At 53.9% G+C, this 19,852-nt stretch carries 19 protein-coding genes and 1 riboswitch; of the genes, 9 read left to right on the forward strand and 10 right to left on the reverse strand.

The window, feature by feature from the left end; translation table 11 throughout:
- Nucleotides 1-80: 80 nt before the first annotated feature.
- The 7 genes from hflX to K1Y77_RS10450 all read right to left on the reverse strand — a co-directional run bounded on the left by hflX (nt 81) and on the right by K1Y77_RS10450 (nt 8,290).
- Complete coding sequence (hflX, locus tag K1Y77_RS10420; RefSeq protein ID WP_030072213.1) at nt 81-1,391, reverse strand: ribosome rescue GTPase HflX; 1,311 nt, start codon at nt 1,389-1,391, stop codon at nt 81-83.
- A 36-nt stretch (nt 1,392-1,427) separates the two neighbouring features.
- The gene (hfq, locus tag K1Y77_RS10425; protein ID WP_030072211.1) at nt 1,428-1,676 is read right to left on the reverse strand and encodes an RNA chaperone Hfq; all 249 of its coding nucleotides are present in this window, start codon (nt 1,674-1,676) and stop codon (nt 1,428-1,430) included.
- Nucleotides 1,677-1,827: 151 nt separating this feature from the next.
- Entirely contained in the window at nt 1,828-2,766 is a 939-nt protein-coding gene (gene miaA, locus K1Y77_RS10430; RefSeq protein ID WP_264018072.1) for a tRNA (adenosine(37)-N6)-dimethylallyltransferase MiaA, read from the reverse strand.
- A 57-nt stretch (nt 2,767-2,823) separates the two neighbouring features.
- Complete coding sequence (mutL, locus tag K1Y77_RS10435; RefSeq protein WP_406567218.1) at nt 2,824-4,770, reverse strand: DNA mismatch repair endonuclease MutL; 1,947 nt, start codon at nt 4,768-4,770, stop codon at nt 2,824-2,826.
- Between the two features lie 21 nt (nt 4,771-4,791).
- Complete coding sequence (locus K1Y77_RS10440; protein WP_232222379.1) at nt 4,792-6,240, reverse strand: N-acetylmuramoyl-L-alanine amidase; 1,449 nt, start codon at nt 6,238-6,240, stop codon at nt 4,792-4,794.
- 50 nt (nt 6,241-6,290) lie between these two features.
- Complete coding sequence (tsaE, locus tag K1Y77_RS10445; RefSeq protein WP_264018071.1) at nt 6,291-6,788, reverse strand: tRNA (adenosine(37)-N6)-threonylcarbamoyltransferase complex ATPase subunit type 1 TsaE; 498 nt, start codon at nt 6,786-6,788, stop codon at nt 6,291-6,293.
- 11 nt (nt 6,789-6,799) lie between these two features.
- Entirely contained in the window at nt 6,800-8,290 is a 1,491-nt protein-coding gene (locus K1Y77_RS10450; RefSeq protein ID WP_264018070.1) for an NAD(P)H-hydrate dehydratase, read from the reverse strand.
- A 94-nt stretch (nt 8,291-8,384) separates the two neighbouring features.
- Here K1Y77_RS10450 and queG point away from each other — a divergent pair, with 94 nt between their 5' ends.
- Nucleotides 8,385-9,497, forward strand: coding sequence for a tRNA epoxyqueuosine(34) reductase QueG (queG, locus tag K1Y77_RS10455; protein ID WP_264018069.1), 1,113 nt, complete (start codon nt 8,385-8,387; stop codon nt 9,495-9,497).
- Nucleotides 9,498-9,528: 31 nt separating this feature from the next.
- Here the strand turns inward: queG and orn are convergent, their stop codons facing one another.
- On the reverse strand, nt 9,529-10,122 hold the full coding sequence (orn, locus tag K1Y77_RS10460) for an oligoribonuclease (RefSeq protein WP_030072197.1): 594 nt from the start codon (nt 10,120-10,122) through the stop codon (nt 9,529-9,531).
- Between the two features lie 146 nt (nt 10,123-10,268).
- On the opposite strand from orn, the gene rsgA reads away from it, so the two are divergent.
- The 3 genes from rsgA (at nt 10,269) to asd (ending at nt 13,054) form a co-directional block, all read left to right on the forward strand.
- The gene (gene rsgA / locus K1Y77_RS10465; RefSeq protein WP_030072195.1) at nt 10,269-11,288 is read left to right on the forward strand and encodes a small ribosomal subunit biogenesis GTPase RsgA; all 1,020 of its coding nucleotides are present in this window, start codon (nt 10,269-10,271) and stop codon (nt 11,286-11,288) included.
- Between the two features lie 79 nt (nt 11,289-11,367).
- The gene (locus K1Y77_RS10470; RefSeq protein ID WP_264428340.1) at nt 11,368-12,210 is read left to right on the forward strand and encodes a sulfurtransferase; all 843 of its coding nucleotides are present in this window, start codon (nt 11,368-11,370) and stop codon (nt 12,208-12,210) included.
- 10 nt (nt 12,211-12,220) lie between these two features.
- Nucleotides 12,221-13,054: an archaetidylserine decarboxylase gene (gene asd / locus K1Y77_RS10475; RefSeq protein WP_264428341.1), complete on the forward strand. Its 834-nt coding sequence runs from the start codon at nt 12,221-12,223 to the stop codon at nt 13,052-13,054.
- 14 nt (nt 13,055-13,068) lie between these two features.
- On the opposite strand, the gene epmA is transcribed toward asd, so the two are convergent.
- Both epmA and efp read right to left on the reverse strand, forming a co-directional pair.
- A complete protein-coding gene (gene epmA, locus K1Y77_RS10480) occupies nt 13,069-14,049 on the reverse strand; it encodes an EF-P lysine aminoacylase EpmA (protein WP_264428343.1) in 981 nt (326 codons plus the stop codon).
- A gap of 133 nt (nt 14,050-14,182) precedes the next feature.
- Complete coding sequence (efp, locus tag K1Y77_RS10485; RefSeq protein WP_264428345.1) at nt 14,183-14,749, reverse strand: elongation factor P; 567 nt, start codon at nt 14,747-14,749, stop codon at nt 14,183-14,185.
- A gap of 104 nt (nt 14,750-14,853) precedes the next feature.
- Between efp and epmB the strand changes: the two genes are divergently transcribed.
- The 5 genes from epmB to K1Y77_RS10510 all read left to right on the forward strand — a co-directional run bounded on the left by epmB (nt 14,854) and on the right by K1Y77_RS10510 (nt 19,845).
- A complete protein-coding gene (epmB, locus tag K1Y77_RS10490; protein ID WP_264428346.1) occupies nt 14,854-15,876 on the forward strand; it encodes an EF-P beta-lysylation protein EpmB in 1,023 nt (340 codons plus the stop codon).
- A gap of 287 nt (nt 15,877-16,163) precedes the next feature.
- Nucleotides 16,164-16,300, forward strand: a riboswitch (guanidine-I (ykkC/yxkD leader).
- Between the two features lie 58 nt (nt 16,301-16,358).
- On the forward strand, nt 16,359-17,447 hold the full coding sequence (locus K1Y77_RS10495; protein WP_030072185.1) for a putative urea ABC transporter substrate-binding protein: 1,089 nt from the start codon (nt 16,359-16,361) through the stop codon (nt 17,445-17,447).
- Nucleotides 17,448-17,507: 60 nt separating this feature from the next.
- The gene (locus tag K1Y77_RS10500; RefSeq protein WP_030072183.1) at nt 17,508-18,335 is read left to right on the forward strand and encodes an ABC transporter permease; all 828 of its coding nucleotides are present in this window, start codon (nt 17,508-17,510) and stop codon (nt 18,333-18,335) included.
- Nucleotides 18,332-19,126: an ABC transporter ATP-binding protein gene (locus K1Y77_RS10505; RefSeq protein ID WP_030072181.1), complete on the forward strand. Its 795-nt coding sequence runs from the start codon at nt 18,332-18,334 to the stop codon at nt 19,124-19,126. Before K1Y77_RS10500 ends, K1Y77_RS10505 begins: the two co-directional genes overlap by 4 nt.
- On the forward strand, nt 19,123-19,845 hold the full coding sequence (locus tag K1Y77_RS10510; RefSeq protein ID WP_264428347.1) for an urea amidolyase associated protein UAAP1: 723 nt from the start codon (nt 19,123-19,125) through the stop codon (nt 19,843-19,845). The genes K1Y77_RS10505 and K1Y77_RS10510 overlap by 4 nt, the downstream gene beginning before the upstream one ends.
- Nucleotides 19,846-19,852: the final 7 nt, after the last annotated feature.

Genomic DNA, 19,852 nt, shown 5'->3' on the forward strand with positions numbered 1-19,852 from the left:
CGGTGCTTTTCATATTATTGCTATATAAATCTTGTACCATACTTCTACCCAAGTTCACATACGCCTAGCAGCCTGGTTAGCTACCATTCATTTATTTCACGTAATGCGACGGGTAAATAAGTGTTGGCACGCTCACCAAGTTGGGCCATGAGCTGATTAAAATCACGTCTGGGCAAGCGCACATCTAAAACAGACTGCCCTTGCTCATCAAAATACTCTCTACGCACTGCGTTCAGCTCATGCAAACCGGCACGAAGCTTACCTTGCTCTGGCGTCAGTGTTAGCGAGAAGCTAATAACATCATTGGCTAGCCGCTCGGTTAGCGCCTCATGCAGCAAATCAAGCCCCTGCCCCTGCTGAGCAGAAAGCCATACTACTTCAGGGACACCATGACCATCGCGCTCAATACGTGGCGCACTATCTAGCCGGTCGATTTTATTCATGACTTTGAGAACTGGCACACTATCAGCGCCTATCTCTTTAAGCACACGATCAACTTGCTCAACGTTGGCGTCGCGATCAGGATCCGCGGCATCAATTACATGCACCAGCAATGATGCTTCTGCAGCCTCTTGAAGTGTTGCCCGAAAGGCTTCGACGAGCTTATGCGGTAAGTGACGAATAAAGCCTACCGTATCAGCCATCACCACCGGCCCTACGTCTTCGACTTCGAGACGACGAAGGGTGGGGTCAAGTGTGGCAAACAACTGGTCAGCAGCATATACCTTGGCATCAGTAAGCGCGTTAAACAGCGTCGATTTACCGGCATTGGTGTAACCAACTAATGAAACGCTGTGGATTTCAGCGCGTGAACGGGCGCGACGATTCTGGTCACGCTGGCTGCGTACTTTGTCCAGCCGCTTGTGAATTGACTTGATGCGTCCGCGTAACAAGCGGCGGTCGGTTTCTAGCTGTGTTTCGCCAGGACCACGCAAGCCAATTCCGCCTTTTTGACGTTCTAAGTGTGTCCACCCTCGCACTAAGCGAGTAGACATATATTCAAGCTGAGCAAGCTCTACCTGCAGCTTACCCTCATGGGTTCGTGCCCGCTGTGCAAAAATATCAAGTATTAGACCTGTGCGATCAAGTACTCGACACTTAAGCTCATGCTCAAGATTACGCTCTTGGGAAGGGCTTAAACTATGGTTGAAGATCACCAGTTCTGCTTGGTGAGCTGCGAGCAATGCTCGCAGCTCTTCCAACTTTCCTGACCCAATAAACGTACGGGAATCAGGGCGTTGTCGGCTAGCAGTGAGTAGCGTCGCAGGCTCTGCACCAGCAGAGCGCACGAGCTCCAAAAACTCACCCGGGTCTTCACGTGCTTGTTCAGCATGAAAATCAACGTGAACAAGTACTGCCGTTTCACCGGCATCTGGGCGTTCAAAAAACAATCAATACCTCGTGGACTCTCAAGCTATCCAGCGGTGTTAGATGTCCGCATCAGGCGCGGCTGGATCTTGTACCGGTAAGCGCACATTGCGCGAAGGCACTACCGTGGAAATAGCGTGTTTATAAACCATCTGACTGACGGTATTGCGCAACAAAATGACAAACTGGTCAAATGATTCGATCTGGCCCTGCAATTTAATGCCGTTCACCAGGAAAATAGAGACCGGAATGCGCTCCTTGCGCAAAATGTTCAGGTACGGGTCTTGAAGGGACTGCCCTTTGGACATGTTGCTCTCCCTAAAACTGTCGTTGGGGTTGGTTATAAATGGCGCGCCCTACTGGTGCTACGCCGCAATCTTGTTGCCCGAAAGGCTTGGCGTTGTCAAAAGAGCCAGCCGGCCACTCGAAAACACTTGCTTACGAAATCACTATCTTACGCTAAGCACCGCTTTCACGCACGAATTTCAGCACCTTATCCAACACGTTGGGCTGCTGCGAGTCTACCCATGTTAGTGATGGCCAACTTCGTAACCAAGTAAGCTGACGCTTAGCGAGTTGACGCGTTGCTATCACACCTCGTTCGACTAACTCGCTTTCGTCGTAAACGCCGTCTAAGTATTCCCATACTTGACGATAGCCAACACTCTTCATTGCTGGCAAGCCAAGATGAACATCAGGGCGTTGTTTGAGGGCGGCAACCTCATCTATCAAGCCTTCAGCTAACATTGTTTTGAAACGCACAGCAATACGACTGTGTAACCAGTGGCGATCGCTAGGCGCTAACGCTATCGACATCACCCGCCAGGGAAAGGTTTCTGGCTGCTGTTCTGCCCACAGCTCACTCATCGGTCGGCCACTTGCATAATAAACTTCAAGCGCGCGCATAAGGCGTTGCGGGTCGTTTGGATGAATCCGCTGCGCAGACACACTATCCACGTCAGCCAGCATACGATGCAGCGCCGCTAGCCCTTCATTTTGTCTGATAGCGTCCAACTGTTGGCGTATATCGGCATCGGCGGAGGGCAAGTTGGCTACGCCTTCCACCAGCCGTTTGAAATAGAGCATCGTCCCACCGACCAATAATGGCACGCTGCCGGCCGCGCTGATTTGTCGCATCTCCTGCAACGCATCTTCACGGAAATCGGCGGCAGAATAAGGCTCACTTGGATCGCGAATATCAATCAAACGATGCGGTGCACGCGCTAACTCAGCCGCACTCGGCTTAGCACTACCAATATTCATCCCGCGATACACCATCGCAGAGTCTACGCTAATCAGCTCATGCCCCAATCGCTCATGTAGCGCTATCGCCGTATCAGTTTTGCCGGCTGCGGTTGGCCCCATTAAAAAAATCGCCCAGGGGCGTGTGTCAACCATTTGCTTTCAGCACTCCTTTGTTTGTATTTTCTGGCCGCGTCTTCACTGACCACACCACTATTGCCCACGTAAGAATAGGCGGTCGAGTGCTTTCATGCTCATTTGTGTCCACGTTGGGCGGCCATGGTTGCACTGGTCGCTTCGCTCAGTGCGCTCCATATCGCGTAACAGCGCATTCATTTCATCGATAGTTAAACGCCTGTTAGCGCGCACGCTACCATGACACGCCATGGTTGATAGCAATTCATGTATACGTGCCTCGACTTGATGAGTTCGCCCATAGCGCGAGAGTTCTTCTAGCATTTGACGTATCAGGGCTTCTGGATCTGCCTGAGCCAACAGGGCTGGTAATTGACGAACTAGCAAGGTTTCTGGGCCCGCCACATCTAGCTCAACGCCAAGCTGGGCAATGGCGTCGCGCTCGCTTTCAGCCGTTGCCACTTCGGTGCGGCTGGCAGCCAGGGAAACAGGCACCAGCAACGGCTGTGTATCAATTCCGTTAGCTGCGGCCAGTTGGTTCTTCATGCGCTCATAAACAATTCGCTCGTGAGCAGCATGCATGTCTACGAGCACCAACCCCTGGGCGTTTTGCGCCAAAATATAAACACCGTGCAACTGCCCTAGCGCAAAGCCCAATGGAGGTGCCGCAGTAGCATCATGCTCTGGCATTGCCAACGGCGCCTCACGCACCTCCGTGGCCTTTGGTGAGGAAATAACGCCAGGTCCCCTTGGCTGCGGCGTTAATAGTGTCTCCTCATGATCAGGATGTAACGCTTGATAGCCTTGCATAAAACGGCGCACTCGCTCGCCCCCCGGATGCCGATCAGGGGAGTCTGATAGCGCCATGCCTTGCTGCTGCCAACGGGGGGGTGGCGCTTGGCCTTGGCCTTTCGCCTCAGACACGCTCACTTCATCGGCGGGTTCAGCAGTTGGCTCTGTAGGCTGACCCTGGCCCACTTCTTGCTCACCGTCATTTGGCTTAGAAGACGCCAGACAGTGGTGCAAACTAGAGTAAAGAAAATCGTGCACCATACGGCCATCGCGAAAGCGCACTTCATGCTTGGTTGGGTGCACGTTGACGTCGACGACATCAGGATCAAGTTCCAGGTAAAGCACAAACACTGGATGACGCCCGTTATACAACACATCACGATAAGCCTGACGCACCGCATGGGCGACTAAACGATCGCGCACCACACGGCCATTCACAAAAAAGTATTGCTGATCCGCCTGGGAGCGAGAGTGTGTGGGCAAGCCGACCCAACCACTAATACGTAACCCACCCGCTTCTCGCTCAATATAACGGGCATGCTCAATAAAGTTTTTACCTAGTAGAGAAGCAATACGCCGCTCGCGTGCGGCTGGTGTCACACCCGGCGGTAGCTGGTGAATCACCTTCTGGTTATGACGTAGCACCCAGGCGACATCGTAACGAGATAACGCCTGGCGACGAAAAGCCTCTTCAACATGGGCAAATTCTGTTTTTTCGGTACGTAAAAATTTGCGCCGTGCGGGCGTGTTAAAAAACAGATCCCGTACTGAAACGCTGGTACCCCGTGGGTGAGGTGCAGGCGTCACTCGCGCCTCCATACCACGCCCCTCAGCAGTCACTCGCCACCCTTGGCGGGGGTCATCTTCCGCATTAGAGATTAGCTCCAGCCGCGAGACCGAGCTGATCGAAGCCAACGCTTCGCCTCGAAACCCCAGTGAACTCACGCCCTCTAGATCTTCAAGACTATTGATTTTGCTGGTCGCGTGGCGAGCAAGCGCTAGGGGTAAGTCTTGTTCGCCAATGCCAATACCATCATCACGTACTTTAATAAGCCGTGCGCCACCTTGCTCTATCTCCACTTCAATGCGCTGACTGCCAGCATCAATAGCATTCTCAATCAGCTCTTTCGTTACTGAAGAAGGGCGCTCAACCACTTCCCCCGCGGCGATTTGGTTTGCCAACCGGGGATCAAGCACATGAATACGCGTTGGCGAAGAGATCAATTCAGACAACCGTCACCTCGGGACTTATGATTATGAACGCGGAATGCGTAACACCTGACCGACACGAATAACGTCACCGTTAATATCATTGGCCTGTTTGAGCTGGTTCACTGGCACACCGTGACGTACCGCAATCGCTGACAGCGTATCTCCTGATTGAATACGGTATTCATTTCCGCTTGGGCGACGCTGATTGTCACGCTGCCACGCCAGCAGGCTTGCAGGCGGAGGGTTTCGCTCAAAGTGATCACGCAAACCATTAAAAATGGCCGTTGATAACCCACGCTGATGCACCGGATCACGTAAGCGACGCTCTTCATCGGGATTAGAAATAAAGCCAACTTCAATAAGTAGCGACGGAATATCAGGCGATTTCAGCACCATAAACCCAGCCTGTTCAACACGAGATTTATGGAGACGATTGATACGCCCTAATTGATCAAGCACCTGCCCACCGATCGATAACGAATCGTTTAACGTCGCCGTCATTGTGAGATCCAGCAGCACACCGCGCAGCACTTGATCTTTATCGCGCAGGGAGAGATTACCGTCGACACCACCGATCAGATCCGAACGGTTTTCACTATCAGCAAGCCATTGAGCCGTTTCAGACGTTGCTCCTCGCTGGGAAAGCGCATAAACAGAGCTTCCTTGAGGCCGCGGACTGGTAAAGGCATCGGCGTGAATCGACACAAAAAAGTCAGCCTTCTGTTCACGGGCTAGCTGCGTACGCTGGCGAAGCCCAAGATAGTAATCGCCGTCGCGAATGAGCACTGCCTTGAAGCCATGGGTACCATTCACTTCTGCTGCTAAACGTCGCGAAATTTCTAATACAACGTCTTTTTCTCGTGTTCCTGCCGGGCCAATAGCTCCAGGATCTTCACCGCCGTGCCCTGCATCAATCGCGATAATAATATCCCGCCGCGGATGTGGCTGGGCAGGCTGAACCTCAACGGCCGACTCCTGGGGAGCTTGCGATGGTCTCGTTACTTGCTCCTGGGGCTGGGGCTCGGACTGCGCCTGAGACTGAGCTTGTGCCTGTGTATTTGCTCGTTGGGCGAGTATTTCTTGATCACGAATCATCGCCTCTATAGGGTCAATCGGATTTTCAACCGCACTCTCGCCAGGATATTCAAGGTCAACCACTAAACGATGCCCATATTGGTCATTAGGAGGTAACGTAAAGTGACGTGGAGATATCTGACGATTAAGCTCTAATACGACTCTCAAGCCGCCGCCATCACGTACACCGGTGCGCACTTCGTCGATAGCGCTACCGTTCAAGGGAAGTGTTGACACATCGGTATCTAAGTAGCTGTCATCAAGATCAATCACTAATCGTGACGGGTTCTCAAGAGAGAACACATTGGCGTTCGCCGCTGCCGTAAGGTCAAACACCAAACGCGCATGATCTGGGGCTGACCATAGCCGCATACTTTCTACCGTTGCCGCCTGCAGCACTGAAGCACCCGCCGCCATAATAACAACGCCAACCGACACGCTGCGTGCCAAGTAGCTTAGTACGCTTTTTATCGCCATTGAATTCCACCACTGTCGAGCTGCTCGTTGCACCGCTTATCAACCAACTCGCTTATTACCCGTTCACCCAAGCTGGTTTCTGCGGTTAGCGTTACTAAGCGCCCAGGATCATCCACCTCCAGCGTTACTCGAACATCAGGCGCAGGAAGCCACCCTTGACCTCGGCTCGGCCACTCAATCAAACACAGCGCTTCATCGGCAAGCACGTCTCGCCCACCAATAAACTCAAGCTCTTCTGGGTCTGCTAAACGATACAGATCTAAATGATAAATGCGTTGCGCACCTAACTCATAGGGCTCTACCAACGTATAGGTAGGGCTTTTAACCGCTCCCTGGTAACCATAAGCGCGCAATATACCGCGTGTCAGTGTTGTTTTACCTGCGCCTAAGTCGCCTTCCAAATAAACACGCCCGTGGCCTTTCAGCGCTTCCCCCAATGCCTCACCAAAAGCAACGTGGGCCACTTCATCATTCAATTGCACTTGCATGTAGGCCGCCTTCACGGGTTAATTAAGACTCGTGCATAGGATGCCAGATCGCTTGCCAGCAGGCCACGTTCACCCGCTGTTTTAACCGCTTCATCACCTGCTTGTGCATGCACCATCACTCCAAGCCATGTGCCGCGCTCTACACTATCGCTCTGAGCAACCAGAGTGCCCAGCATGCCGCTCAGCACGTCCCCCATGCCACCGCTAGCCATACCAGGGTTGCCGTATGGGCACACCACAAGTCCACTGGGGCCAGCCACCAAGCTGCCCGCACCTTTTAAGATCACAACGCCGCCTCGGGCCCGCTGAAGTGCACGGACAGCCGCAGGACGATCCGCTTGAATATCCGCAACGGAGCAGCCTAGCAACCGAGCCGCCTCACCGGGGTGCGGTGTTAACACCCAATTATCACGGCGAACATCGGGCCAGCGGCTGGCCAACAGATTTAACGCATCCGCATCAACGATCAACGGTACATCTGATTGCAAGGCCTGTTGTAATATCGCCTGCCCCCAAGCATCTTGCCCAAGGCCAGGTCCTACTACCACCACATCCGCAGCGGGTAACAGGCTCGCGTCAGCTCCGCCACGAATACCATGAGCCATCACCTCTGGGCAACGGACTAAACTTGCGACCACATGCTCGGGTGCGGTTGCCAAACTTACTTTACCGGCCCCTAAGCGCGCAGCAGCTTGCGAAGCCAGCAAGGCAGCGCCACCAAACCCTGGTGCCCCCCCCATTACCAGCACATGCCCTAAGTCGCCTTTATGGCTAATACGCGAGCGGGGTGCAAAAGCCTCAGCAAGCAGCTCATCATTTAAACGCCAGGCGGTTGGTGGAATATCAAAAAAGGCCTGGGCTTTAACACCTAGCGGACGAAAATCAATTTCGCCCGTATAGGCAGGCGCATCACCCGTGTGCAGGCCAATTTTGTCGCCTATAAACGTCACCGTGCAGGCTGCCGAAACAGCTAACCCCATCACTGCCCCTGTATCTGCCGAGATTCCAGAGGGAATATCCAGCGCCAACACGGGCTGATGCGACGCATTGATCGCTTCAATCACTTGCCTTATTTCTCCGGCAACGTCACCTGATAGCCCAGTACCCAGTAGTGCATCGACAATCACCTCGCCCACCAGTGTGGTGCTTGGCTGCCACTCATCAAAGCCAACGCCCGCCGCTGACGCGAGTTCAGCAGCACGTGCAACATCACCAGTTAACGTGTCTAAAGGCCTAAGCGAAATGCGCTGCACTTTAAGTCCGGCCTGCATCGCAAGTGCCGCAAGCACGTGACCATCACCACCATTATTGCCGCTACCGCAAAGCACCGTCACACTTCGCGCCTGCGGCCAACGAGAACGAAAGCTGTGCCAGGCACTGGAGGCTGCTCGCTGCATTAAGGCAAAACTTTCAATGCCACCGGCAATCGTACGCCGATCAAGTTCACGCACTTGAGCCGCGGTATAAAGGGGGCGTAGCGAGGAAGTACTTAACGTGGGCACGATCTCTCCTTAATCTAGTTACGGTAGGCGATAGTGTGTTGATAACCACTTATGCGTTAGCATAGCGCGCTTAACGCGCTAACGTTGATTTACCATGCAAAGTTCTACCACCTTTTCACTGTCTAATGATGACCTAACGCGCCTTGCGGAGCTAATCAAAACCTGGGGCCGTGAGCTTGGTTTTCAGCAAGTAGGCATCACAGACACCCAGCTAGCTGATCATGAAGCACACCTGAACAATTGGCTTGCGAAGGGCTATCACGGTGAAATGGGCTTTATGGCGAAGCATGGTACTAAACGTACCCGTCCAGAAGAGCTTGAGCCCGGCACCCAGCGGGTAATCAGCGTGCGTTTAGACTACCTGCCCGCTGACGTAGAAAGCGCAAAAGTGCTTGGCAGGCCTAATCTTGCCTATGTCTCACGCTACGCCCTAGGTCGCGATTATCATAAATTAATGCGCAAACGATTGGCGCAGCTGGCTAAACAGATCGAGCAAGAAGTCGGCGCGTTTGGTTATCGTGCGTTTGTCGACTCTGCGCCTGTTATGGAGCGTGCTTTAGCACAAAAAGCGGGCCTGGGTTGGTTTGGAAAAAACGCGATGCTACTTAACCCCAAGGCGGGTTCGCTATTTTTCCTCGGCGAGCTGTATACCGACTTGCCGCTTCCTATCGATGCACCATTTACTCAGGAACACTGTGGCAGCTGTAGCGCTTGCCGCAGCGCTTGTCCAACGGGTGCCATTGTGGACGACAAAGTCGTTGACTCCCGCAAGTGTATCTCCTATCTCACCATAGAGTTACATGGAGCTATACCGATTGAGTTTCGCCGCGCTATGGGCAATCGTATTTATGGCTGCGATGACTGTCAGCTAGTGTGCCCCTTTACTCGTTTTACCCGCACCACCCAAGAGCGTGATTTTGCACCACGCCATGACCTTGACCGCGCTGACCTTATAAGCCTGTTTGCCTGGGGCGAAGATGAGTTTTTGGATAAAACCGCGGGTAGCCCGATTCGCCGGATTGGCTACGAACGCTGGCTGCGGAATCTCGCCGTTGGCCTGGGCAATGCTCCTTGGAGCCCGGCCGTCGAAGCCGCTTTATGGGCACGCAGGGCTTACCCCAGTGCCCTGGTGCGTGAACATGTTGCCTGGGCGCTTGAGGAGCAGCGCCTCAAGCGCGGTGCGAGGATTGCCACTGATGACGCTTAGCCATCTTTCTCAACCCCTTTTCTAAACCACCTTACTCCTCTTCGTCGGTTACCGTCTCGAGGCGTAAGAATGTGCTGCGATAGTGAGCCAATTCAGCAATCGACTCCTTAATGTCATCCATCGCCAGATGGACATTCTGCTTTTTAAACCCTGCCAAGGCGCCTGGATTCCAGCGCTTTGCCAATTCCTTAACAGTCGACACGTCCAAATTGCGGTAATGGAAGAACGCCCAAAGCGCTGGCATTTCACGCTCTAAAAAACGCCGATCCTGGTGAATACTATTGCCGCACATGGGCGACGAGCCTGACACCACGTAGTGGCGAAGAAAGTCGAGCGTTTGCTGCTCGGCTTCGGCACTGCTCACAGTGCTTGCCTTGACACGCGCTACCAGCCCACTCTCCCCGTGGGTCTTTTGATTCCAGTCATCCATTTGAGCCAGCTGGCTATCTGGCTGTTTCACTGCGATCACAGGGCCTTCCGCTACGACGTTTAAATCAGCATCGGTAATCAGGGTGGCCACCTCGATGATGCGCTCTTTGTTGGGGTCCAGGCCGGTCATCTCCAGGTCTATCCACACCAGCAAATCATCTCGCGGGGAAACGTTGGCAGTAGTTTGTTCGCTCATTACGTTCATTCCTTGGCCAGTATCGCCACTTAAGAGGGCGATTAGAGTAAAAGTATCGCTTATATTGTCATCACCAGCACCCGATACGGGACAGTAGACTGCCCAGGTGGGTACAATGCCACTATTGTACCGAGCATCAGGTGGTCATGAGCAAACGTAAATTAAGTCGCCAGCAACAGTGGCGAGTCGATAAAGTCCAGGCGGAACGTGCTCAACGTGCTGAAAAGCGCGATGTGAAAGACGCTGAAAAACTTGCCGCAGGCGAATATGGGGCCGAGCAACCCGGCCGAGTAATGGCCCACTTCGGGCGCACGTTAGAGGTGCGCGATGCCAATGGCACGCCCGTACGTTGCCATCTTCGCGCCAATTTAGAAGGCTTGGTCACTGGCGACCGGGTGATCTGGCGAGCAGGCCAGGACGGTTCTGGCGTGGTTGTGGCTCGCGAAGAGCGCGACAGCGTGCTTAAGCGCCCAGACCCGCGGGGCCAGTTAAAGCCGGTTGCGGCCAACATCGATCAATTGCTGATCGTATTTGCTGTTGAACCTGCCCCCCACCCCAACCTGATTGACCGCTATCTGGTTGCCGCCGAAGCCACCGGCATTGTCCCCGTGCTGGTGCTGAACAAAACTGATCTGCTGCCAGCTGATGGCGGCAAGCTAGGGCAACTGCTTGAGCGCTACCGCTCCCTAGGCTATACCGTGGTTCGTACCACCACGGCCACTGAGACGGGGCTAGATGAGCTGCGCCAGCAGCTTGAAGGGCGAACATCGGTGTTTGTCGGCCAGAGCGGCGTTGGCAAATCATCGTTGATTGACCTGCTACTCCCTGATGAAACCTTGCGCATTGGCGCGCTGTCAGAAGACTCGCGTAAAGGCACCCATACCACCACTACCGCTCGGCTTTATACAATGAGCAGTGATGAGGTGACCAACGGCGAACTAATTGACTCCCCCGGCATTCGTGAATTTGGCCTGATCCACCTTGATGAGCAGGAGGTCACCGAAGGGTTTATCGAATTTCACCCCTTTATCGGACACTGTCGCTTCCGTGATTGCCGTCACCGTAATGAGCCGGGCTGCGCTTTACTTGAAGCTGTCGAGGCAGGCAAGATTCACCCAGAACGTTTTGCCAGCTATCGGCGCATTCTGGATAGCTTAAATGCTTAACTATTACTAACCTCATGCTTTGTATGTGAATTATTTTAGTTAATTGCCCCAGTTAATTATTAAGGATAGGGAGCTATCAATGAGCACCGCTAGCCACTCATCGGAAACCAATTTCCTGCCGCTGATTGTTGAGCCAGAGCAGCTTCAAGAGCACCTGGATGATCCACAACTGCTGATTATTGATGTTCCAGCGAATGGCGATAGTTATCGACAAGGCCACGTACCGGGCGCCATCTACCTTGATTTCCGCTACCTGATGCGCGGCGAAGGGCCAGTGCCTAACGATGTGCCCACCGTTGAGTTCCTTTCACGGCTGTTTAGCGCACTAGGTCTTACTCGCGACACTCACATCGTCGCCTATGATGATGAAGGCGGTGGCTGGGCGGCACGGCTGCTATGGACATTGGAGTTGATCGGCCATACCCGCTACTCCTATTTGAATGGTGGTATTCATGCGTGGAGAGATGCTGGCCTGGAAGAGAGCTCCGAGGCCGTCGCGCCGACGCCCAGCGACTACCACGCTGAGATTCTAAACCCACAGGTCCTAATCACCTGTGACGAAATCAAGCAAAAGCTTGATGATAAGCAGTTCGCCGTATGGGACGCTCGCTCCAAAGGCGAGTTCGATGGTGAAAGGGGCAATAACAAGCACCTTGGCCATATACCAGGCGCAGTCAATATGGACTGGCTTGACGTCATGGATCGCCACCGCGCTTTACGTATTCGCGACTACGCCGAGCTCGTCACCGAGCTAGGTGCGCTCGGCCTGACACCCGAGATGGAAATTGCCACCCACTGCCAAAGTCATCATCGCAGCAGCTTTACATGGCTTGTTGGTAAAGCGTTAGGCTTTAATATGCGCGGTTACGCTGGCTCTTGGGGCGAGTGGGGCAACCGCGACGACACACCGATTGAGAAGTGAACCTACGACAGTGACTCTATCCCAAAAAGCATTTTCTTTACTTCAGTACCCTCTGCCTCACCACGCGCTGTCGCGCTTGACGGGCAAGGTCGCCCAGTGCGATACCCCATGGGTGAAAGACAGAGTAATTAAGGCATTCATTAAGCGCTTTAACGTGGATATGAGCCAGGCGTTGGAACCCGACCCCACTGCCTACGCCACCTTTAACGACTTCTTCACCCGTGCCTTAAAAGCCGACGCCCGCCCGCTGGGTGAAGGCCTGTTAAGTCCTGCTGATGGCACGCTGTCGCAGTTCGGTCGTTTACAAGCAGGCCAGTTGGTGCAGGCGAAAGGTCATACCTTTTCTGCCCAAACCCTACTGGGTGGCGACAGCACGCTAGCGGAAGAGTTTATGGGCGGCAGTTTTGCGACCGTTTATCTTTCCCCGCGTGATTATCACCGTGTACATATGCCACTCACGGGTACCTTGCGGGAAATGATCTACGTGCCAGGGCGGCTCTTCTCAGTCAATCAAGCCACCGCTAACTACGTGCCAGGGCTGTTTGCTCGTAACGAGCGTTTAGTGTGCATTTTCGATACCGAGCACGGCCCGATGGCGATGGTATTGGTCGGCGCAATGATTGTAGCGGCTATCGAGACGGTTTGGTCAGGCCAGGTCACACCGCTTTCCGGCCACCCACAGCGCATGCGTTTCGGGCAGCCAATCACGCTTGAAAAAGGTGCCGAAATGGGTCGTTTCAAGCTCGGTTCCACGGTAGTGATGTGCTTTGCCAAGCCGGTAGCTTTTGAAGATAATCCGCTCGGCTCCAGCGTACAGATGGGCCAAACAGTGGGAACGCCTTAAAAGCTAAGCAGCCGCTAGCAATTAGGTGTTGAAAAGGTAAGCACGTCTTCCAGGCGTGCTTTGCCTAACGCCAGTTGAATCAGACGATCCACTCCCAGCGCCACGCCTGCACTTGCAGGCATTCCGTGTTCAAGTGCCGCCAGCAAACATTCATCACAGTCCACTTCAGGCAGCCCCAAACGGCGGCGCTCGGCGTTATCTTCGCTGAACCGCAGCCGCTGTTCCTCAGCATCGATCAACTCATCATAGCCATTTGCCAGCTCAATACCATTGAGATAAAGCTCAAAACGAGAGGCCATCCACTCGCCGTCCGCATCCTGATGGCGGCGCGCCAAAGCGGCTTGGCTGGCAGGGTAGTCGACTACAACGCTTAACTCGTTTTGACCAAGCGTCGGCTCAATTACCATGCTCATTAACAGGTCAAGACAAGTATCACGACCCTCCTCTGCTAGCGCATGCGCTGGCATTTGGCCACGCTCTGCGGCTAAAGCACGCAAGTTATCTAGAGACGTCGTGAATGGATCAACTGACAAGTAGGTGTGAAACAGCTCTCGGTAACGATGATATACCACCGGGCCTGCAAAGCTCGGCAGTATCGTGGCAACCAGGGTAGTGGTTTCGTCAATCAGCTCGGCCAAAGAAAACCCTGGCCGATACCACTCAAGCATGGTGAACTCGATATTATGGCGGCTACCAATTTCACCGTCGCGGAAACTCTTAGCAAGTTGAAAAATCGGCCCACTGCCCGCTGCTAACAAACGTTTCATATGGAACTCAGGCGACGTTTGCAGCCATAGCCTGCGCTGGCCTTTATCGGTGCGCGCTAGTGTAGCAAGCGATACAAGGTGCACATCGGTACTACCGCCCTGCCCCAACACTGGTGTTTCTACCTCCAGCACACCGCGCTCAACAAAAAAAGCACGCACGGCGGCCATTAAGCGTGCCCGCTCACGCAGCGTTTCAATACTTGCCGTTGGCTGCCAGTTAGCCGTCATTGACTCTCTCCTAACGTTATAAAGCCACGCGTGTCATCGCGTGGCTTTATAAAACAGTTGCGTTGGCGGCTAACTTACCACCGGACATTCAAACAGCGCTTATGCTCTAGAAACGCTTATGCTTTAGAAACACTTACGCTCTAGAAACATAGTCACCAGAGCGCGTATCGATTTTCAGCACTTCGCCCTGATTGATAAACAGCGGTACGCGCACCACAGCACCCGATGACAGCGTTGCAGGCTTGGAACCACCCTGGGCAGTATCACCTTTCAAACCTGGGTCAGTCTCAACCACTTCCAGTTCAATGAAGTTGGGCGGCGTCACGGAAATCGCCTTATCGTTCCACAGGGTAATAACATAAGGCACCTGCTCCTTAAGCCATTTTGCAGTATCACCCAAGGCTTTCTTTTCAACAGCATACTGCTCGAAGGAACCATCGGTCTTCATGAAATACCACATGTCACCATCGGTGTAGAGATATTCCATCTCTAAATCCATGACATCAGCCCCTTCCAGCGAGTCACCGGACTTAAACGTCCGCTCACCAACACGACCGGTCATCAGGTTACGCAGCTTAACGCGGTTAAACGCTTGGCCCTTACCTGGTTTAACCAGCTCGTTCTCAACGATTGAGCAGGGGTCGCCATCGAGCATTACTTTCAGACCGCCTTTGAATTCATTGGTAGAATAGTTCGCCATAATGCCTCTCAATGTTTTATTTCAGTAGCGTAATGCGCGAAGCCACGCTTCGCTAGATCGTTCTTTGAATAAGTGCGCGCATGATAACCCGAAGGAGGACTTTTTTGCAGGAGAACATCATTATTGCTGGTCAGCACACCCCAGGCCAGCCGACTGCCTCATGGCAGCAGCAGCTTTCCCGAGCAATCCGCGACCCTGCTGTCCTTTGTCAACGCCTAGGCTTGAGCGATCAGTGGTTAGCTGGCGCCGATGCAGGCCATCAGCTGTTTGAGATCTGTGTGCCTGAAGCTTATCTGGCGCGTATCCCCCCTAACGCACCGGATGACCCGCTGCTGCGCCAAGTGCTACCCCTTGGCGATGAAACGCTAACCCCACCCGGTTACGTTACTGATCCCCTTGAAGAAGCTGATCATCAACCCGTGAAAGGGCTGATTCATAAGTATGCAAACCGCGTACTGCTAATCGCCAGTCCAGCCTGTGCGATTAACTGCCGCTACTGTTTTCGTCGCCACTTTCCCTATAGCGAAAGCTCGCCTTCCAGAAGCCAGTGGCACGCCGCGCTTGACTATCTGCAAGCCGACAACACTATCCAGGAAGCCATACTCTCTGGTGGCGATCCACTGGCTGCCAGCGACCGCCAGTTAGCGTGGCTTGTCGAGCAGCTCGACAGTATTGTGCATCTTAAGCGGCTGCGCATACATACGCGGCTACCCGTCGTCATACCGGACCGTGTTGATAACGCGTTATTGGATTGGCTCGCAAACACCCGCTTACAAAAAGTGGTCGTACTGCATATCAACCACCCCAACGAAATAGACCAAGCGGTCGTTGATGCCTGTGCTCGCTTAAAGCAGGTAGGCGTCACACTGCTAAACCAAAGCGTGTTGCTACGAGGCATCAACGATAACGTTAGCACCCTGGCAGCACTCTCTGAGCGCCTTTTTGACGCGGGGGTGCTGCCTTACTACCTGCATGTGGTCGACCCCGTACAAGGCGCCGCCCACTTTGATGTTCCCGATTCAGAAGCTAAAACGCTCGTTAACCAGTTGCTTGAACACTTGCCCGGCTTCTTAATGCCCCGCTTGGTGCGCGAAGTGCCCGGCAGAGCCAGCAAGACACCGCTTTGATACCCACGTTCGCGCCCAATAGCCCCCAGCAAGGGCGCTTACGACAAAACACACGCGTGTTAAATCGGTGCAATAATCGCCTCACGCGCACCATCACCAAGCAGCTAACGCGGCAGCCCTACTGCCAGGGCGAGCATCAATTCCAGCCAACTTTATGAAATCAAAAGCATTAAACCTAATCGGCCGCAATTTTGCTTTCTATATATAAGTAACAAAGTAGATAGGTAATAAAGTAGATAGGTAATAAACGGGGTATCGGCTGCGTAGGCTGCCACACAATTGAGTTTCCAATAGATCGCTAGGGTTCCGACGCCATCAATGTTCTGCCCCTGATGACGTGACTGGTCCAAGAGCAATCGACCTTGCACTTACTGATTGAAAGCGGTAAAGCAAGGTTACACGGCGGGACAAAAGCCCGGGAGGATAAGGTGCAGCCATGCGCCGACGCCCCCGAGTTTTTCTTCTAGCCGCTGGAGGCTTCTATGACCCGTCTCTCTCGTATTTCTCTAAAAAACTTACCGTTCGCTTCGCTACCTGCCGCGCTTCTGGCTGCTAGCCTTACCTCTCCGATGACGGTCACGCCCGCCCAGGCTCAAGAGCGCGATGAATTCAGCGTTTGCTGGTCTATTTATGCCGGCTGGATGCCCTGGGCCTATGCCGACGTTGAAGGCGTAGTGGATAGGTGGGCCGACGAATACGGCATAAGTATCGATGTGGTGCAAGTCAACGACTATGTCGAGTCGATCAATCAATTTACCTCGGGTAACGTTGACGGCTGTGCGATGACGAATATGGACGCACTGACGATCCCCTCTGCCAGCGGCGTCGACTCCACCGCACTCATTATTAACGACTACTCAAACGGTAACGATGGCATTGTGCTAAAAGGCAGCGATGACCTCGCCGACATTGAAGGTCGCCGGGTTAACCTTGTCCAGTTTAGCGTTTCCCATTACTTCCTTGCTCGCGCCCTTGAAAGTGTCGGCCTTACCGAACGCGACATTGAAACGGTCAACACGTCAGATGCTGACATTGTGGGGCTGTTTTCCAGCAGCACCACGGAGGCAGTGGCCGCCTGGAACCCGCAGTTAAGCGCTATTGCTGACATGCCTGACAGCCACGTGGTGTATACCTCAGCGGAAATTCCTGGGGAGATTCTCGACATGATGGTCGTCAACACCCAAACCCTGGCGGATAACCCGTCGCTTGGCCATGCACTAGTCGGCGCTTGGTATGAAGTCATGGGCTTGATTGAAGCTGATGATGAACATGCGCTCACCATCATGGCGGATGCGGCAGGCACTAACGTCGAAGGCTACCGGCAACAGCTTGCGGCCACATACCTGTATACCGATCCTGCACAAGCCATCGAACTCATGGAAAGCCCCGAGTTGCTCGATACGATGGAGCGAGTAGCCGAGTTTAGCTTTACCCATGGCCTACTCGGCGATATGGCACCCAATGCTGGCGTAGTCGGCATTACCACCCCCGCCGGTACTTTTGGCGATGAGAGCAATGTAAAGCTGCGCTTTGACCCAAGCTTTACCCAAGCATATCTCGACGCTCAGTAATACGCGTCATGGGAGTGGCGAGCGCCACTCCCCCCGCTCTCATTTTGTGTGGACACCGCCATGAAGCGATTAATTAACCTAACGCCCTCACGGGGTAGCCGCTGGCTTTTAGGCTTACTGCCTTTTTTGCTACTGGCGATGCTCTATATGAGCCTCTCCAACGCAAGACTGGCGGAAAACCCCAACGACCGCCTACTGCCCACGCCTTCAACGATGGCGAGCTCCTTTTACCACTTAGCCACTGCTGAGAACGTTCGCACCGGCCAGATTGTGCTGTGGACAGACACCTTTGCCAGCCTGGAACGCATTGTGATTGGTGTTGGTATCAGTGCGTTGATTGGCTTAATTGTGGGCATCTTGAACGGCGGTCTACCCATCGTGAGAGCCAAACTTTCGCCCTTGGTCACCGTCGCCTCACTGATTCCGCCGATGGCCATCCTGCCCATTCTGTTTATTGCCTTTGGTACCGGCGAGGCCGCTAAAATTGCGCTGATCGTGATTGGGGTAACGCCCTTTCTTATTCGTGACCTTCAGGGCCACGCTTTACGGCTACCCGATGAACAGTTAATTAAAGCGCAAACTCTGGGTGCCAGTTCCTGGCAGGTGCTGTTAAGAGTGTTACTGCCTCAGCTGACGCCGCGCCTGCTCAACGCGACCCGCTTGGCACTGGGCACCGCCTGGCTCTTTCTGATCGCCGCCGAAGCGATTGCTGCACAAGAAGGCCTTGGCTACCGCATTTTTCTGGTCCGTCGCTACCTCTCCATGGACGTCATTCTGCCCTACGTAGCGTGGATAACGCTGCTGGCCTTTCTGCTTGACCAACTGCTGGCCTGGGTGTCGCGCATAGCCTTTCCCTGGTACCACGCAGGTGAAGGAGATAAATCATGAGCCTGCTCGCTGCCAAACGGCTAGAGAAGCACTACGGTAACCATGTGGTGCTCGAAAATCTTAATTTTAGCGTCGAGCCTGGAGAGTTCGTCACCCTGGTCGGTGCCTCTGGCTGCGGGAAAACCACCTTTCTTAAAATGCTGCTGGGCACAGAAGCAACGTCGCGGGGCAGCTTAATGCTGGATGATAAGCCCATTCCCAACGAGCCAGGCCCCGACCGAGGCGTTGTTTTTCAGAAATATTCTGTCTTTCCCCATCTCACCGTGCTTGGCAACGTCATGATTGCCGACGAGCTACACAGCGCCAAGTTATTGGGTAAAAGCTTTGGTGCCGCCAAACGCCGCGCTATTGAAAAGGCACGCGCTCGCATCGACGAAGTTGGCCTGAGCCACGCGTTAAACAAATACCCCCACGAGCTTTCCGGCGGTATGCAGCAGCGCTTAGCCATCGCTCAAGCGCTGATGATGCGGCCACGCATTTTATTACTCGATGAACCTTTTGGCGCGCTTGACCCAGGTATTCGCCAGGACATGCACGGGCTCATCAACCGCTTGTGGCAAGAGCAGCAGCTCACGATTTTTATGATCACTCACGACCTTAAAGAAGCCTTTGAACTAGGCACCCGGCTGTGGGTATTCGACAAAACCCGCCACGACCCCCAAGCCCCAGAAGCGTTTGGTGCCACGATTACCTATGACTTGCCTATCTCCCGAGACCGCCCTTCAACCGCTCTCAAAGAAGCGCTGCAACAAGGCGGCCTGCAAACCCACACCCAGGAGACGCTGCTATGAAGAACGACGCTCATTACACCACTGTTTTACCCGGTGGGCATCACTGGTCGCTGCGCCTGCGCCGGGGTACCACGCTCACCCTAACCGCTCAACAGGCCGACAGTAACGTGGGGCTTTTATGCTACAACCCGGAAAACCTGTTGGAACGGCTAAATTTGCCCGACACATTGAAGTGTCAGCACACCTTTAAGCTTACCCAAGGGCACTGCCTTTACTCGGATATGGGGCGTATTTTTGCCTCTATTACGCAAGACAGCCTGGGTTGGCATGACAGCGTCGGCGGTAACCTGATGCCCCATCATCTGTTAAAGAAGGGCTGGCAACCGGTGAGCTATCAGCAGGCGCACAACGACTGGACCCGCACCGGCTTTGACGCCTTTTTAGTAGAACTCGCCAAGTACGGTCTGGGCCGTCGGGATATGGCCGCCAACCTTAATCTCTTTTCCCGGGTAGAGAGCGACGATGAGGGAAAACTGCGCTATATCAGCGGCCACTGCCAGCCAGGTAGTCGGGTCACGCTGCGCATGGAGATGGACACGCTGGTACTGCTTCACACCTGCCCCCACCCACTTGACCCCAGCGCCAACTACCCCCGTCGCGGTGTAGACATCGCACTCGGCACCGCCGAACCGCCCACAGAAGATGACCCTTGCTACGTGTCACGCCCCGAAAACGCACGCGGCTTTGCCAATAACCGCCTTTACCACCACGGCCTATAAGGGGAAA

The sequence above is a fragment of the Halomonas qaidamensis genome (assembly GCF_025917315.1).
GTDB classification, from domain to species: domain Bacteria; phylum Pseudomonadota; class Gammaproteobacteria; order Pseudomonadales; family Halomonadaceae; genus Vreelandella; species Vreelandella qaidamensis.